We start from the raw sequence: 16,013 nt of genomic DNA on the forward strand, positions 1-16,013 counted from the left end.
TGCCCATGAAACAAAAACTGGCATCGGCGGCAAATTATACTGTAGCAGCTGCATTATTTATTTTAGCCCATATTTATTTGATAAAACCAAGCTTTATGGGCTATCACAGCCAGGCGCTGTCACTTGAGTGGAATGAGGTGGATGGGGCTACCCAAACTTTGGTGCTGGCCCTGATGCGGGTGTGTGGTGGTGGGTGGCTTGCAGTTTCGCTAACCACAGTATTCCTGCAATGGCGTTTTACTAGAGGGCGCGAGCCCTGGGTGCCTGTCGTTATTTTAGTGGTAGGGCTGATTTCTACCTTATCTACCCTCTATGCAACGCTTCTGGTGTACCTGAACACACCCGGTACCCCGCCAATTCCAGGGTTATTTATCCTAATCTTACTACTGTTCGCTGGTTACCGCCTGAATGAAGCTGGGATTAGAAAACCAGAAACTGCTTAAGCCTTTCTTCTCATATTTTTAATATCACTCGAAAAGTGACTGCTGGTTTGTATAGGTTCTTTTGAAATTTTTTAAGCCCGATATAAATATGTGTTACACTTTGATAACAGGCGCTAGCCGCGGCATTGGAGAGGCCTTAGCCAGGCGCTGTGCCCTTGAGGGGCATCATCTTATTTTGGTTGCCCGATCCAGGGCCAGGCTAGAGGCTCTGGCTCTTGAGCTACACCAGGCATACGGCATTACAGTTCAGGTGGTAGCGCTTGATTTATTAGCTCCTGAGGCTCGAATGCAACTCTGGAGCGTATGCCAGGAAAACCGATGGAGGGTGAGGGTGCTGATAAACAATGCAGGCTTTGGGCTCTGGGGGGCGCACAGTGATGTGGCGCTGGCGGAACAGATGGACCTGATGCGCCTCAATGCTATGGTGCTGGTAGAGCTTTGTCATCGGTTTGTGCCTCTTTTGCAGAACGAGCAGGATTCTCACATTCTGAACATTGGCAGCATTTCCAGTTTTCAGCCCGTGCCCTACTTCAGTATTTATGCCGCTACCAAGGCTTTTGTCTTGTCTTTTTCCCGAAGTCTTCGGGTGGAGCTTCAGCCTCTGGGTATAGGTGTATCCTGCTTATGTCCGGGATTTACCCAATCAGAATTTTTTGATAAGGCCGGTACGGCACCCTTGATAAGTTCATCGAAATTTCAGTTAAAAGCAGAAGTAGTGGCTGATGTAGCAGTACGGGCACTGAATAGAAACGAAGCTGTAATTGTACCAGGCTTTGCATTCAAAGTTTGCACCCTTCTTAGCAGATTTCTGCCTGTTAGCCTTACAACCTATGTGCTAAGCAGGTTTTTAAAACCTGATATCAAAGTAGAAGTGGCCTAGTTAACAGACTGCTGCTTTTGAAAGAAGCGGTTTCAAATCGAAAACCGTTCAATCACGGGAGATGCCTGCGGCTGAAAGTCATTCTATTGTCCTGGTAAGTTATACAAACAGAGTTATGATGAAAACATTACTCCCTCTATTATTGATAATGGCTTTTGGAGTCACTACAGATACTAACAGGGCGGATACTATTTTAGGAACCTGGCTTACCCCAAAGCAAGATGGCAAAATAGAATTCTACAAGGCAGATAATCGATACTTCGCTAAACTTGTCTGGTATAGCATACCTGATGCAACAGATATTCATAACCCAAATCCGGTACTGCGCAATAAACTGGTTATTGGCTTGAATATATTTCGGGATTTTATATACGATAGTAAAAATCAGCAGTGGGTAAAGGGCACCGTTTACGATCCGGAAAGCGGTAAAACCTATGCCTGTGAGCTATGGGTTGATGAATACAATCCTAACCAGCTTAAAGCAAGGGGATATGTAATGGGCATGACGTTCCTGGGGCGCACAGAAACTTTCAAAAGAATCAGGTAATGGCTGCAATGAGGTGCAGGCGTTGCAATTATTGTTATAACATGCGTGCTGTTCTTTATTGTGGCAAAGGGTATTCGTCAGACACAGCCTGCTCCAATGTGCCGGTGAAACAGGACTGTGCATCAGCTAATCTGCAGAAAAATATGCAGACAACCAATCCCACTTCAGTATATTGACTAATCTGCACATCAGGAGTCTTTTTTACTTCCCTCATACAACTCATACTCCAGCAGGCGGCCTTCGTCCTGGGCCAGGGGTACTGGAATTTTACGGCTGGTGCGCAGGCCTATGTGTTTGCCCAGGGCAGGGTTGCCTGCTACAATGTAGCCCCAGTGGCCACCGCACTTGCTTTTGAAAAAGTCGCCGATGGATTTGTACACCTCCTCCAGTTCGGTACTCTCGCCCAGGCGCTCACCCCACTCTGGATTTAAAATTACAATGCCACCTTTTTGATCCGGGATTGGTGTCTGGCTAAAATCGCAGGTTTCGAAGCGTATGTTTTTATCCACACCAGCTTCTTCAGCATTACGCCTGGTATTTTCCATGGCCCTCCAATCCCTGTCGGTGGCAATGATGGTTCCCCTGAAAGGTTCAATATTGTCTTTGGCCTGCCGCTGCATTTCAGACCAGAGGGCAGGGTCGTAACCCTTCAGGTGCATAAACCCAAAATTTTCGCGGAGCAGGCCGGGAGGGGTATTGGTAGCCAGCAGGGCCGCTTCTATGGCCAGGGTGCCACTGCCGCACATTGGGTTTATAAAGGGTTTATCCCATTGCCAGCGGGTAAGGCTTACAATGCCGGAAGCAATGGTTTCCATGAGTGGTGCTTTGCCCGGCCTGAAGCGGTAGCCGTGTTTGGAAATGGTTTCGCCGCTGGTATCGAAATACAGGCTTACTGTATCGCCATACCAGAAAAGAAAGAGCACCGCACGGTCTTTCTCCTTGCCGCTGTCGGGCCTGCGCTTGTAAAGGCCCTGCATACGATCGGCAATGGCATCTTTAAGCTTAAGGCTGGCAAAGCGAAAGTCGCGGATGGTTTCGTTACGCACAAACGCATCGATGCTGAAGTAGCCGTCTACCTCCAGGTACTTTTCCCAGGGCAGCTCCTTTGCTTTGGTATATAAATCATCGGCAGTGAGGGCCTTGAACTGGGCAAACTCCCAAAGCACGCTGTGCGCAGTACGCAGCTGCATGTTGAGCCACATGCAATCTTCCAGGGTGCCTGAGGTTTGTACGCCGGCAGCGGTTTGCTGTAAAACGGGGTAGTCCATCTGCCGGAGTTCGGCAGCCACCCAATCGGAGGTGCCCGGTGCGCAGCGTATGGTAATAGGTTGCTTCATATGGTAAAGGTACGGCAGCTTTTGCAGAGCGTTCATAAGCTGTGGATAACTTTTAGTGCTAAGCTGGCGGAGTTCTGTGGCTTCTGCATAAATTGGTGGTTCTGTTGAAAAATATAACTTAACCTAAAGAGCTTATGAAGATCTGGTTTCAGTGTAAGATCAAATATCAGAAAGAGGATGAGAATGGCAGGCTCAAAAACATTACAGAGCCTTATTTGGTAGATGCAGTATCCTATACAGAGGCTGAAGCCCGAATTTACGAGGAGCTGGGATCTGTTATCAGGGGAGATTTTGAGGTGACCAGCATCACCAAGAGCAAAATATCCGATATTTTCCATTACGACGATGCCGAAACCTGGTATAAGTGTAAGGTAACTTACATTGCGGCCGACGATAACAGCGGCAAGGAAAAGAAAGTGACTAACCAGATGCTGGTTTCTGCTATGGACCTGCGCCAGGCCTGTGAGCGCCTGCTGGAAAGCCTGCAGGGGCTGCTGGTAACCTACGATGTGGTAGAGATACAACAAAGCCCGCTGGTAGAGATATTCCCATATATAGAGGATGAAACCAAAGGCAAGGTGCGTGTAGATGATATGGTGCCCGAGGCTTTTGAGGAAGAAGAGCTGGCCCCGGCAGTAAAAATGCCGGAACTGCAGGCCGCTATGCCCGATGCTTCACTGGAAGTTTCAGAAGAAACAGAATCAGAAGAGGAGGAACATGAAGAGGAATTCCAGCCGGTAACCTCTGAAAATGAAATCTGACAGGATAAAAGAGCAGCACATAAACTGCTCTTTTTTTTATGTATTCTGTTTAAGCATTTCCGTTAAAAGCCTGCCAAACTGTAGTAAGCTGTTAAAAAAATTATGTAATATTACATTAACAGTTATAGCATTTTGTGCCGTCAATCATGCTTGGGCATTCGTCTTACCACAAATCCGGTAGTATAGGTTCTGCTGGATATTATAATTAATACATGCAAAAAGGTTTGATCCTTATTATTGAAGATGAAGCGGATAGCAGGCTGCTTTTAAGCAAGGTAGTGGAATCTGAAGGCTTTGCTGTTAAGGCAGTGGAAACCTCTAAACAAGCTTTTAAGATCTTAAAAGAGCAGGAAGTAGATATAATATTAAGTGATGTAAACCTGGCCGATGTAAATGGCCTGCAGCTGATTGAGAAGTTCAAAGAGATCAATCCGGAAGCTGAGGTTATTATGCTGACTGCTTTTGGATCGGTAAAGGATGGCGTACAGGCGATCAAGGCAGGTGCTTATGATTACCTGATCAAAGGGGATGACAACAACCGCCTGATCCCCATGCTGCAGCGTGCCATAGAAAAAGTTGGCCTTCAGAAACGCCTGAAGAACCTGGAGCAGCAGGTTGGCAATCAGTATACTTTTGATGAGATCATAGGCAAGTCGCAGGAGATCCAGTATGCCATACACATGGCGAAACAGGTAGCGGCAACCAGCGCCACGGTGCTGTTGCTTGGCGATACGGGTACTGGTAAAGAGGTGTTTGCCCGCGCCATACATAATGCAAGCTCCAGGGCCTCCAGGTCGTTTGTGGCGATTAACTGCAGCGCTTTTAGCAAAGAGTTGCTGGAGAGCGAGCTTTTTGGCCACAAAGCAGGCTCTTTTACCGGTGCAACCGGTGATAAAAAAGGCTTGTTCGAAGAGGCACATGAGGGTACAATCTTCCTGGATGAGATAGGGGAGATGCCCCTGGATCTGCAGGCAAAGCTTTTGCGTGTACTGGAAACGAACACCTTTATTAAGGTGGGAGATACCAAGACCACCCAGGTAGATGTTCGCATCATTGCTGCTACAAACCGGCGTCTGGCAAAGGCAAGCAGTCAGCAGTTTCGTTCCGACCTCTACTACCGCCTCTCGGTATTTGAAATAAACCTGCCGCCGCTACGCGAGCGCAGGGAAGATATACCCTTACTGGCAGAGTCTTTTCTGCATTATTTTGCCAGAAACACCCAGAAGAAGATTGTTGGCATGACCGACACCTTCCTGGAGTACCTAAGCCGCTTTACCTGGAAAGGCAACATTCGGGAGCTGCGCAATGTAATTGAGCGGGCGGTAATACTCTCGCAGGGGCCACTGCTCGATGAAAACGTACTCCCCTTTGAGGTGAAATACGGCCCCTCTACAGAAGATGTGGTACTGGAAAGCAACCAGCTTGATATTGCTTTTGTAGAACGTGTGCATATACAGCGCGTAATGCGTATTGCAGGTGGTAATAAAGCCAAAGCAGCCCGGTTGCTTAACATTGGCGTATCTACACTCTATCGCAAACTGGTAGAATATAACCTGCAGGAATCAGACGCCTGACTTTGGGTTACCATTACAGAACCATCGTTTACGCCCGCAGCAGCGGGCTTATTCATTGCTGGCAGCAGGAAAAGGTCATTCCATAATGAGAATTAGCCTTTCAAAATGACAGGCCTTTGCTGGATTGCTGTAAACCTGATAAATCTATAAAAATTTGTATGTCAGCTTATTGATAACGGTTAGGCTAATGTGGCACGACAATGGCTGTGACAAAATTGAACCTAGTATTTTTTTATATTTTTTTCATCTCTCGAAGCCCGGTCTGAGCCAAAACTTAGGCCGGGTTTTATTTTTAAGTGCTTAGTCGGTAATGGTGCGGGGAATGTCTGCCGGAAGTCTGCTGAGCATCTCGTAGTTAAGCTGCTGGCTCATTTCGCTGAATGAAGAAACGGAAATGTTTTTATTGCCCTGGCTACCGATCAGCACCACCTCATCATCTTTGCGGATCTGCCTGATCTCTGTAACATTAATCATGATAAGATTCATGTTTACAACGCCTACCACCGCTACCCGTTCGCCATGCACCAGCACCCTTCCTACATTGCTTAAGCTGCGGGAAAAGCCGTAGGCATAGCCCACAGGTACTGTAGCAATTACCATGTCTTTAGAGGCCAGGTAGGAGTTGCCATAACCAATGTATTCTCCCATTTTAACCTTTTTGATGCTCAATATCCTGCTTTTCCAGCAAATGAGTCGGCGCAGCGGGTCGGGCTGTTCCGGGTTATGGCGCATGTACATGATCCTGGTCTCCAGGTTTGGCCAAAAGCCATACAACATAATACCAATGCGCACCAGGTCCATGCGGGTTTCAGGATAGTTCAGGGAGGCTGCCGAGCAGGCAGTGTGCCGGAGTGGTGGTTGAAGGCCTGCTTCAGTAACCTTGTCGTAAAGCCTGTTGTAGGTCTCCAGTTGCTGACGAATGCGCAGGTAGTTGGCCATTTCTTCTGCCCCGGCAAAATGGGTGCAAAGGCTTACCAGTTCCAGCTCTTCCGGCTGTTTTTTGAGTAAGTTTAGCACCTCTTCCAGTTCTTCTTCGTCGAAACCAGTGCGGTTCATGCCTGTTTCTACTTCCAGGTGAATGCGGGCCTTCTTTCCCAGCTGCCGGGCTGCTTCTACTGCTGCGTTAAGGCGGTCGCGTTCAAAAACAAAAAACTCAATGTCGTGCGCAATGGCCCAGGGCAGGTCCCTGTTGTCGATCATGCCCAGTATCATGATGGTAAGCGGTTTGCGCCTCACCTTCAGGATTCGCTGTGCCTCCTGTGCACTGAATACACTTAAGTGCACAATGTCTGCATCCTGGCATAGTTCTGCTATTTGCTCCAGCCCGTGTCCATAGGCATTGCCCTTCACCACGGCAGAAAGCTTAACCCCGGGGCCAAGTATCTGCCTTACAAAGGCAACGTTAGATAAAAATGCACTGCGGCTTATTTCTATGCCGGAAGTGTGCTGCACACTGTAAGATGGGTCGGAAAAATGAGTCATGTTTGAAGATAACTGCTAAGGGCTGGAGGTTGTTACTTAAGTTAGAGGTAGTGAAGGATTGATTTCATTCTCCCATTAACTCATTGATCAGCGCCCAGTACATCTTTAATCCATAGGGGATCAGGGCATCGGGAAAATCATAAGAGGCATTGTGAAGGTTTAGCTGTTCGGTGCCGGAGCCCAGGCCAAAAAAGCCGGAAGGGGCAAGTTGGTTGTAATGCCCAAAGTCTTCCGACCAGCGAAAAGCTTCTTCTTTGTGGTGTACGGATAGTCCTGCAGCAGCGGCGGCCCTGCTTAAGATTTCAGAAACCACTGCATTATTCTGGGTAACAGGAAAAACCTCGTGGTAAGATAATGCTAACCGCAGCCCGAATTCCTGTGCCACTGTTCTGATCTGTGCTTCTACAGCCTCGCTAAGCACTGTCATTTCTTCCTCCAGGTTAGCACGCAGGGTGGCCTGTAAAACTGCCTGTCCGGGAGAGATGCCAAAGCTTGGTTCACCCATCTGGGCATGGGTGAGGGTGAGCAGGAGCAGCTCTTTGTGTGGCAGTTGATCAGGCAAAGCAGGAAGTACCTGCAGCAGCCTTGCAAGTGCCCCGGCAGGAGAGATGCCCCGCTCCGGCTCGGCTGCATGGGCGGTGCCGCCTGTTAACACCACACGCAGTCCTTTTGATGCGGCACAAAAAGTCCCCTCCCGCAGCACCAGCTGCCCCAAAGGATAACCGGGCAGGTTATGGAGTCCGAAGATATAATCTGGCTTTAGTTCCCTGAAATGCGGATCCTGCACCAGTGCCCGGGCGCCTTCGCCTGTTTCTTCGGCCGGCTGCATAAATAACACCACGCGACCCTTTTTGGGTGGATGGCGGTGCAGGAGGGGAGCCAGGCCTGCTACCATGCTCATGTGGCCATCGTGTCCGCATTTATGTGATACTCCCTTATTCAGCGAGTTGTAGGGCAGGTGGTTCTGCTCCGGGATGGGAAGGGCATCCATATCTGCCCGGAACATAAGGGTGGGGCCTTCTTCGCTGCCTTCGTACACTGCCGCCAGGCCTGTACCGGATGCTGTGGCACCCAGGCGGGTTAGGATGCGTGCAGGCATATGCCTTTGCAGGTAGGCTTTAACATAACGGGCCGTTGCCTCCTCCTGCCCCGATAGTTCAGGGTATTTGTGTAAGTCCCGCCGGAGCTGTGTTAGTTCGGGGAGCAGGTTACTGATTTCTTCTACTACTATGCTAGGCAATGCGTTTTTCAATATAATATGAGTTTAACAGGCCGAGCGCGCCCATATACCTAAGTTTGAAGCTTAGCTCATCGCCCACCTTATAGCCATGCTCATTCTGCCCCAGGTCTATAACGAGCATATCGGAACTGGCACCTACTACGGAAAAGTCGTATCCGTCCAGCACCAGGTATTTAGGATCCACATCCAGCAGGCCTACATCAAGAATGGCCCTGCAGCTGGTTTGGCCATAGAGGCTGCTGTCTACTTCATGCACCTGCCCCTGTGGGTTGGCTGCCAGCTCGCCAATGGGCACCACCGGTTTCCTGGTGATCTCTATTATTTCGGTATGCAACTCAAAAACATCATCGCGCATGCCCTCTACCGTGGTGTTCGTAAACAGGTTAAGGCCAAAGAACAGGATTTCTCCTACCCGGAAGTGATTGATCCCTTTGGGAAGCTGCCTGTTGAGCAGGAGCGGAACGGTAACACTGGTGCCGCCGGAGATCCAGGGAATGCTTTGGTTAAACTTCAGCTCAATGATCTGCTTGTAGAGGCACAGCTGTACCAGCTTATCCTGCGAGGGCATTACCCCGTGCAGGCAGTTCAGGTTGGTGCCCAGCCCTATTACCTCTATGTTGGGCAGCTCAAATACCTTAGCATAAAAGTTCACCAGGTTTTCGCCCATTACGCCCTCCCGCAGGTCGCCGGTCTCTACCATAATGATCACCTTGTGTTGTTTCTCCTGCTGCACGGCTTCGTCGCTAAGCAGCTTAAGGGTATAATACTCGGTGTTCATGCTCACATCTGCATACCTGATGATCTTATGGATGTTGCCTTTGGCAGGAGGTTTAATGTAGACTGTTTGTACGTGAGGGGCTAGTTCTTTTATCCGCTTCAGGTTGCTGATGCGCGAATCGTGTATTTCTACTATGCCCAGCTCAATAAGTAGTTTCAGGTAATCACGATTGCCACAGAGTAGTTTAGATACTACCCCCCAGCTTAGCTCGTGTTCCTCGAACATATTTTTCAGGAAATTGAAATTATGCAGGAGGTTATCTTTATAAAGGTTCAGGTATGCCATACTAGCGTTGCAGACGCATTTCCAGGTACTTGTTGGTAAAGCCCAGCTTTTCGTACAGTTTTTTTGCAGGGTTGTTTGGCTCTACGTGCAGGGCAATGCTGCCCTTGGCCGTTGCAATGGCCCGCTGCATCAGCGCTTTGCCCAGGCCTTTGCCCCGATGCTCCTTGTGTACGGCAATGTATACCAGTATGTTCTCGGGTATGTAGCTCTCCATGCCGGTTTTGTTCATTACCACGACGCCTGCTATGGCGTCGTCTTCGGTTGCTAAAAGCACAAAGCCACCCTGATGCCCGTAACTGCTTAGGGCATAATCTAGGCACTTCATTATATCGTGTTTGCTGTCGCCAAACTCGTCCAGGTGTTCTGCCAGAAAGTTTGCTATTTCGTTTTTCTGCAGAAAAGTTGGTAGATCTGCAGCTGTTATTACTTTATAATCCATTGCAATTGTTGCGTAATTGTGCATGTTTAAACAGGCTGTTTAGTTAACGTTTTTTGAGGGCTAAGTGTTGAAATACTGCAGTAGGTGATCAGTGAGGCAATGATGCCGAAGAGGTTGGCATCCAGTGCATAGGGCAGGGGTACGGCAAGCAGTGAGAGGGTTACCGTTACACTGCCACCGGCCAGCATAGACCAGAAGGCGGCCCGGGCATGGCGGCTGCTAAAGAATAGGGCAGCCATAAGCGGAACCAGCAGACCACTGACCATAAAGGCATAGGAGTAGAGCATCAGGCTAAGCACATTTTCCATAAAAGTTGCCAGCACCAGTGCCAGCAGGCCAATGCCAAGCGTTACCCATTGCGACAGGCGCAGTACCTTATCTTCAGATAACACCCTGCTGCGCAGGTTGCTGATCAGGTCGGTAACTACATTGCCGGAGGCGGCCATCAGGCAGCTGTCGGCGGTGGAAAGTATGGCAGAAAAGTAAGCCGACATCATCAGGCCCATAAGCCCTACCGGCAGCACCGTTCTTAGCAGGAGCGGAAGTCCGCTTTCAGCATCAACATCAGCTGCTCCTGCATAGCCCATATAGGCGAACATACCCTGTTCGGCAGCCACACGTGAGAGCAGGCCCAGGCTTACCCCCAGCAGGGCCATGATGGGCCATTCAAACAGGCCGGCAATGTACCAGGCCCTGCGGGCTGTTTTGGTATCCCTGCAGGCAAAAATGCGCTGGTAGAGGGTCATGCCCACAAACCAGATGGGTATGATAGTAATGCCCCAGTTCAGGATCTGTACCCAGCTGATGTTGCCCAGGCTGAAAAAGTGTGGCGGGAGTGTTGCCCTGATGGTTTCCCAGCCGCCAACGGCAGTGTAGCAGACTGGTAAGCCAATAAAAAGCAGGCCCGCCATCAGAATGATCCACTGGACGGTATCAGTATAGATAACGGCTTTGATGCCGCCCATAACAGTATACACCACGGCCAGCACACCCATAATGAGCAGGGCCGGCATCAGCTCCAGCTGTGCAAAGGTGCCCGATGCCAGTTTAGCGCCAGCTAGAAGCTGGCTGCTGGTAAAGCCTGTGTAACCGATGGCAGAAATGATACCGGCAAGCACGGCCACCCGCCTGCCAAAGAAATGGCCATATAATTGCGGAAGTGTAAAGAAGTTTTTGAATGCAGGGTTTTCTCTTACCCGCGGAATCAGGAGCACTGCCGCCAGCCATGCCCCAAGCAAGCCGGTAAAAAGCATCCAGGAACCAGAGAGTCCCATCATAAAGCCCAGGCCGCCCAGGCCAATGGAAAATCCGCCGCCCACATCTGTTGCCACTACCGAAAGGCCAATGTGCCAGCTGCCCATCTGGCGGCCGCCTACGTAGTAATCTTCTGTTCCGCTGTTCTTTCTAAGGAAGTAAAAACCAATACCCAGCATCCCCAGCATGTAGGCCAGGAAAATGGCTATATCGAAAAAGTGCATGAATTTGTTTGTTGCCCAATGCTTAAAGGTAGCACTTTAGGCCCTCATTTACTGAAGAAAGCCTGTTTTTAAGGCAATGTTCGCCAGATAGTGCAATGGGGTGTGCAATTTCTGCAAAATGTAAGCTTGTTTACTGCCAAATAAAATGCGGAATCAAGGATCGGAATGTTGGCTTTTATGTTAAAATTATATTTTGTATGCCATAATTTTGAAATTTAATCAGTGGCTTTGGCAGCTTTGGTTTAGCCTGCTTGGTTTGAAACCACCAGGAATGGTCAAAAAAAAGCCTTCTGCAGTTGCAGAAGGCTCTCTGTACAATTCAGAATAAATTCTTAAACGTTATCAGAAGTAAACTTAGCACCGATATACTCACGGTTCATCATGGCGATGAAATCCTGGCTGATCTCCTTCGGACACTCCACAGAGCAGGCCTGGGTGTTGGTACAGTTACCAAAACCTTCTGCATCCATCTGCGCAACCATTCTTTCAACCCTGTTTTTACGCTCTACCTTACCCTGGGGTAGCAGGGCCAGCTGCGATACTTTTGCAGATACAAAAAGCATGGCAGAAGCATTTTTACAGGCAGCCACACAGGCACCGCATGAGATGCAGGTTGCTGCATTGAAGGCTTCGTCGGCTATTTTCTTGGGAACAGGAATTTCGTTGGCATCTGGCACACCACCGGTATTCACCGATACATAACCACCCGCCTGAATGATACGGTCAAAGGCGCTGCGGTCCACTACCAGGTCTTTTACCACCGGGAATGCTTTTGCACGCCAGGGCTCTACGGTAATCACATCGCCATCGTTAAACAGGCGCATGTGCAGCTGGCAGGTTGCCGTGCCTTTTGAAGGTCCATGCGGACGGCCGTTGATGTGCATGGCACATGATCCGCAGATACCTTCACGGCAGTCGTGGTCAAAGTGCACAGGCTCCTGGCCTTCACGTTCCAGTCTTTCGTTCAGCACATCCATCATTTCCAGAAAGGACATATGATGGTTGATGTCCTTCATCTCATATGTTACAAACCCACCCTTATCGGCAGGGCCTTTTTGTCTCCAGACCTTTAATGTCAGATTCATATTATTTATAGCTTCTTTGGGTGAGTTTCACATTTTCAAATACCAGGTCTTCTTTGTGCAGGGTAGGCTCGCCATTGAAGCCGCCATATTCCCAGGCTGCTACATAAGAAAACTCTTCATCGTTACGCAGGGCTTCACCTTCTGGTGTCTGGTACTCATCACGGAAGTGGCCGCCGCAGCTTTCTTCGCGGTGCAGGGCATCGCGGATCATCAGCTCGCCCAGCTCCAGGAAGTCGGCTACACGGTTGGCTTTTTCCAGCGACATGTTAAGCTCTTCGGCACTGCCGTTTACTTTAACATCTTTCCAGAAATCGGCACGCAGCTGCTGCACCAGGCCAATGGCTTTGGTTAAGCCTTCGGCATTACGGGCCATACCGCAGTACTCCCACATAATACTGCCCAGCTCGCGGTGGAAATCATCTACCGTACGGGTGCCCTTAATGCTTAGCAGTTTGTTGATGCCATCTTTCACAGCCTTTTCTGCTTCATCGAAGGCAGGGTGGCTGGCATCTACCTTTTTGAATGGCAGGCTGGCAACATAATCGCCCATGGTGTACGGAATTACAAAGTAACCATCGGCAAGTCCCTGCATCAGGGCAGAAGCACCCAGGCGGTTAGCTCCATGGTCGGAAAAGTTAGCTTCGCCCAGTGCATACAGACCAGGGATGTTGGTCATCAGGTTATAATCTACCCACAGACCACCCATGGTGTAGTGCACCGCAGGGTAAATCATCATGGGCAGGGTATAGGGATCGTCACCGGTTATCTTCTCATACATTTCGAAGAGGTTACCATAGCGCGCCTCAATAGTACTCTTGCCATCGCGGCGAATTGCATCGGCAAAATCAAGGTATACCGCCAGGCCGGTACCACCTACACCACGGCCTTCGTCGCAAACATACTTGGCATTACGCGAGGCTACGTCGCGTGGCACCAGGTTACCAAAGCTTGGGTAACGGCGCTCCAGGTAGTAGTCGCGTGCCTCTTCTGGCAAGTCTGTTGGTTTAATCTGCCCTTTGCGGATCTTCTCGGCGTCTTCTACCGTTTTAGGTACCCACACACGTCCATCGTTACGCAGCGACTCAGACATCAGCGTAAGCTTAGACTGGTAAAGGCCGGATACGGGGATACAGGTTGGGTGAATCTGGGTAAAGCAAGGGTTGGCAAAAAGGGCGCCTTTGCGGTGTGCTCTCCAGGCGGCAGTGGCGTTAGAGGCCATGGCATTGGTAGAGAGGTAAAACACGTTGCCGTAACCACCGGTGCAAAGCAGCACGGCGTGGCCGGCATGGCGCTCAATTTTACCGGTAATCAGGTTGCGGGTAATGATACCTTTGGCATGACCATCGATCATCACCAGGTCCAGCATTTCGGTACGGGTGTACAGTTTTATTTTGCCTGTGGCCACCTGGCGGCTAAGGGCCTGGTAAGCGCCAATCAGCAACTGCTGGCCAGTCTGGCCCTTGGCATAAAAGGTACGACTCACCTGGGCACCACCAAAAGAGCGGTTATCCAGCAACCCGCCGTATTCACGGGCAAAAGGAACACCCTGTGCCACACACTGGTCAATAATATTTACTGATACCTGGGCCAGGCGATAAACGTTGGCCTCACGGCTGCGGTAGTCACCACCTTTTACAGTATCGTAGAACAGGCGGTAAACTGAGTCGCCATCGTTCTGGTAGTTTTTGGCAGCGTTGATACCACCCTGCGCAGCAATAGAGTGCGCACGGCGCGGGCTGTCGTGGAAGGTGAAAACCTTTACATTATAACCTAGTTCGGCAAGGGAAGCTGCGGCAGATGCGCCGGCCAGACCTGTGCCTACTACAATGATATCGAACTTGCGTTTGTTGGCCGGGTTAACCAGCTTGACGTTGAATTTGTGTTTTTCCCACTTTTCCGCCAGCGGACCTTCCGGTATTCTTGAATTTAAATTCATGGAGTTTCTGGGATTAATGATTTATGTTACGGAAAAAGTAGATGTACAGTGGCATTAGCGCAAAGATGAACGGTACGATGATGGAAAACCAGAATCCTACACTACGGATAATAGGCCAGTACTTTTTGTGCCGCAGGCCAAGGGTCTGGAAGGCACTCTGAAAGCCATGCATCAGGTGAAAGGCAAGGAACACCATCATTACCACGTACAGGGCAGTGTACCAAAGCTCGGAAAAAGAGCTTTGAACCACATGGTACAGGTTTTTGATCTCTCCAGCTTCAGCGTAATTGACGGTAGGCACTACGCCCCACTTCAGGGAGTACCAGAAGTTAGCCATGTGGATAACAATGAAAACGAGGACCAGCGTTCCTAAAATGCCCATATTTCTGGAAGACCAGGAAACATGCGGAGAAGGTACCTGTTTGGTGTAGCCTACTGGCCGTGCCTTACGGTTGTGGATGCCCAACAACACCGTAATAATCACGTGCGCCAGAATAGCAGCATATAGCAAATACCGGACAATCATAATGCCCAGGTTGCCCGTCATAAATTGCGTATACTCATTAAAGGCTCTTCCTTCGTCTGGTTTAAACAGCAACAGGTTACCCGTTACGTGTCCTACTAAAAAGAAGATTAAGAATAAGCCTGTAATGGCAGTGAGGAATTTACGACCAATTGAACTTGAGAACGTTTGTGTTAACCAACTCATGGGATGTTTCTAAATTTGAAACCTAGATTTTCTTAGCCGGCCAAAAATACATTAGCAAGCGGTATCAACCAACGAAAGCAAATAATTTTAATGGGTTCTAAATAAGATATTAGTTGCACTTTGTAAAAGAAAAAGCACAATCCAACGTTCTTTTTGTCAGTATATTTGTTACTTTAATCGAAAACCTTGCACGTGGTGCCAACATACTGCCGTTGCCGGGGTTTAGTGTTAGAGTGACTTTTTTTAACCCGAGCATGAGAAGCCTTTTATATTTACGCACTCTTCTGCTGCTGGCATTCAGCCTGTTATTGTCTGAGCATGCCATGGCTACCCACATCAGGGCCGGTGAGATTACGGCCCGGCGTGTAGATCCGCAAAGCTTTACTTACGAAATTACCCTTACAGGTTATGCCGACCGTGACTCGCAGGTAATATTTGGTAGTAATGGTACGCTGGATTTTGGTGATGGTACTTCACTTGTGATCAACAACGATGGGAATACCCAGCCGGGTGATCCCAACTATGTATCCAGGGAGCCTTTAACGGCAGATACCTGGGTGTATCAAATGAAGGTGCGGCACACCTTCCCTTCTGCCAGAACTTATGTGGTATCCTTTAGGGAGTTTTACCGAAATGAAAATGTGCTGAACATGGACAATTCGGTAAATATGCCATTTTATATAGAGACCGTAATTGTGATAGATCCCTTCATTGGGGTGAACAACACACCACAGCTGCGGGTACCGCCGGTGGATAAGGCGGCGGTAGGCAAGGTTTACCTGCACAACCCCGGAGCTTACGATATAGATGGCGACAGCCTTTCCTATCGTTTAGTGATTTGCCAGCAGGATAACAATGTTCCGGTGGCGAATTACCGCTTTCCCCCCAACACCTTTCCAGAGGGCGATCCCAGGAATGGTACCAGCCTCACAGGTGGTGAGCCTTTTCTTACCCTGGATGAATTTACGGGAGATCTTGTGTGGAACACCCCCGGAACCAGGGGTGAATACAACGTAGCCTTTGTGGTGGAGGAGTGGCG

General features: G+C 49.3%; 14 protein-coding genes and 1 pseudogene. 6 read left to right on the plus strand and 9 right to left on the minus strand.

Annotated features, from left to right (window positions below; translation table 11 throughout):
• The first annotated feature begins 5 nt into the window (after window positions 1-5).
• The 3 genes from KWJ01_RS09155 to KWJ01_RS09165 all read left to right on the plus strand — a co-directional run bounded on the left by KWJ01_RS09155 (window position 6) and on the right by KWJ01_RS09165 (window position 1,870).
• Window positions 6-443, plus strand: coding sequence for a hypothetical protein (locus tag KWJ01_RS09155; RefSeq protein ID WP_224996128.1), 438 nt, complete (start codon window positions 6-8; stop codon window positions 441-443).
• Between the two features lie 88 nt (window positions 444-531).
• Window positions 532-1,323, plus strand: a complete 792-nt coding sequence (locus tag KWJ01_RS09160) for an SDR family oxidoreductase (RefSeq protein ID WP_224996129.1) — start codon at window positions 532-534, stop codon at window positions 1,321-1,323.
• A gap of 115 nt (window positions 1,324-1,438) precedes the next feature.
• Window positions 1,439-1,870, plus strand: coding sequence for a DUF2147 domain-containing protein (locus tag KWJ01_RS09165; RefSeq protein ID WP_224996130.1), 432 nt, complete (start codon window positions 1,439-1,441; stop codon window positions 1,868-1,870).
• 188 nt (window positions 1,871-2,058) lie between these two features.
• Here KWJ01_RS09165 and KWJ01_RS09170 read toward each other — a convergent pair whose 3' ends face one another.
• Complete coding sequence (locus tag KWJ01_RS09170) at window positions 2,059-3,207, minus strand: class I SAM-dependent RNA methyltransferase (RefSeq protein WP_224996131.1); 1,149 nt, start codon at window positions 3,205-3,207, stop codon at window positions 2,059-2,061.
• 134 nt (window positions 3,208-3,341) lie between these two features.
• Here KWJ01_RS09170 and KWJ01_RS09175 point away from each other — a divergent pair, with 134 nt between their 5' ends.
• Both KWJ01_RS09175 and KWJ01_RS09180 read left to right on the plus strand, forming a co-directional pair.
• Window positions 3,342-3,968, plus strand: a complete 627-nt coding sequence (locus KWJ01_RS09175) for a DUF4494 domain-containing protein (protein WP_224996132.1) — start codon at window positions 3,342-3,344, stop codon at window positions 3,966-3,968.
• 212 nt (window positions 3,969-4,180) lie between these two features.
• Entirely contained in the window at window positions 4,181-5,542 is a 1,362-nt protein-coding gene (locus KWJ01_RS09180) for a sigma-54 dependent transcriptional regulator (protein ID WP_224996133.1), read from the plus strand.
• Window positions 5,543-5,842: 300 nt separating this feature from the next.
• Here KWJ01_RS09180 and alr read toward each other — a convergent pair whose 3' ends face one another.
• The 8 genes from alr to KWJ01_RS09220 all read right to left on the minus strand — a co-directional run bounded on the left by alr (window position 5,843) and on the right by KWJ01_RS09220 (window position 14,974).
• Window positions 5,843-7,024, minus strand: a complete 1,182-nt coding sequence (gene alr, locus KWJ01_RS09185; RefSeq protein WP_224996134.1) for an alanine racemase — start codon at window positions 7,022-7,024, stop codon at window positions 5,843-5,845.
• Window positions 7,025-7,088: 64 nt separating this feature from the next.
• Complete coding sequence (locus KWJ01_RS09190) at window positions 7,089-8,276, minus strand: amidohydrolase (protein WP_224996135.1); 1,188 nt, start codon at window positions 8,274-8,276, stop codon at window positions 7,089-7,091.
• Entirely contained in the window at window positions 8,257-9,327 is a 1,071-nt protein-coding gene (locus tag KWJ01_RS09195; protein WP_224996136.1) for an alanine racemase, read from the minus strand. Before KWJ01_RS09195 ends, KWJ01_RS09190 begins: the two co-directional genes overlap by 20 nt.
• A 1-nt stretch (window position 9,328) precedes the next feature.
• Complete coding sequence (locus tag KWJ01_RS09200) at window positions 9,329-9,766, minus strand: GNAT family N-acetyltransferase (protein ID WP_224996137.1); 438 nt, start codon at window positions 9,764-9,766, stop codon at window positions 9,329-9,331.
• A 26-nt stretch (window positions 9,767-9,792) separates the two neighbouring features.
• Window positions 9,793-11,244, minus strand: a complete 1,452-nt coding sequence (locus tag KWJ01_RS09205; protein ID WP_224996138.1) for a sodium:solute symporter — start codon at window positions 11,242-11,244, stop codon at window positions 9,793-9,795.
• Window positions 11,245-11,576: 332 nt separating this feature from the next.
• A complete protein-coding gene (locus KWJ01_RS09210; RefSeq protein WP_224996139.1) occupies window positions 11,577-12,329 on the minus strand; it encodes a succinate dehydrogenase/fumarate reductase iron-sulfur subunit in 753 nt (250 codons plus the stop codon).
• Window position 12,330: 1 nt separating this feature from the next.
• Complete coding sequence (locus tag KWJ01_RS09215) at window positions 12,331-14,265, minus strand: fumarate reductase/succinate dehydrogenase flavoprotein subunit (RefSeq protein WP_224996140.1); 1,935 nt, start codon at window positions 14,263-14,265, stop codon at window positions 12,331-12,333.
• 13 nt (window positions 14,266-14,278) lie between these two features.
• Window positions 14,279-14,974, minus strand: coding sequence for a succinate dehydrogenase cytochrome b subunit (locus KWJ01_RS09220; protein ID WP_224996141.1), 696 nt, complete (start codon window positions 14,972-14,974; stop codon window positions 14,279-14,281).
• A gap of 254 nt (window positions 14,975-15,228) precedes the next feature.
• Between KWJ01_RS09220 and KWJ01_RS09225 the strand changes: the two are divergent.
• Window positions 15,229-16,013 (plus strand): annotated as a pseudogene (locus KWJ01_RS09225) (T9SS C-terminal target domain-containing protein); the annotation flags it as partial.

Source organism: Cesiribacter sp. SM1 (assembly GCF_020178975.1).
Taxonomy (GTDB): Bacteria; Bacteroidota; Bacteroidia; order Cytophagales; family Cyclobacteriaceae; genus Cesiribacter.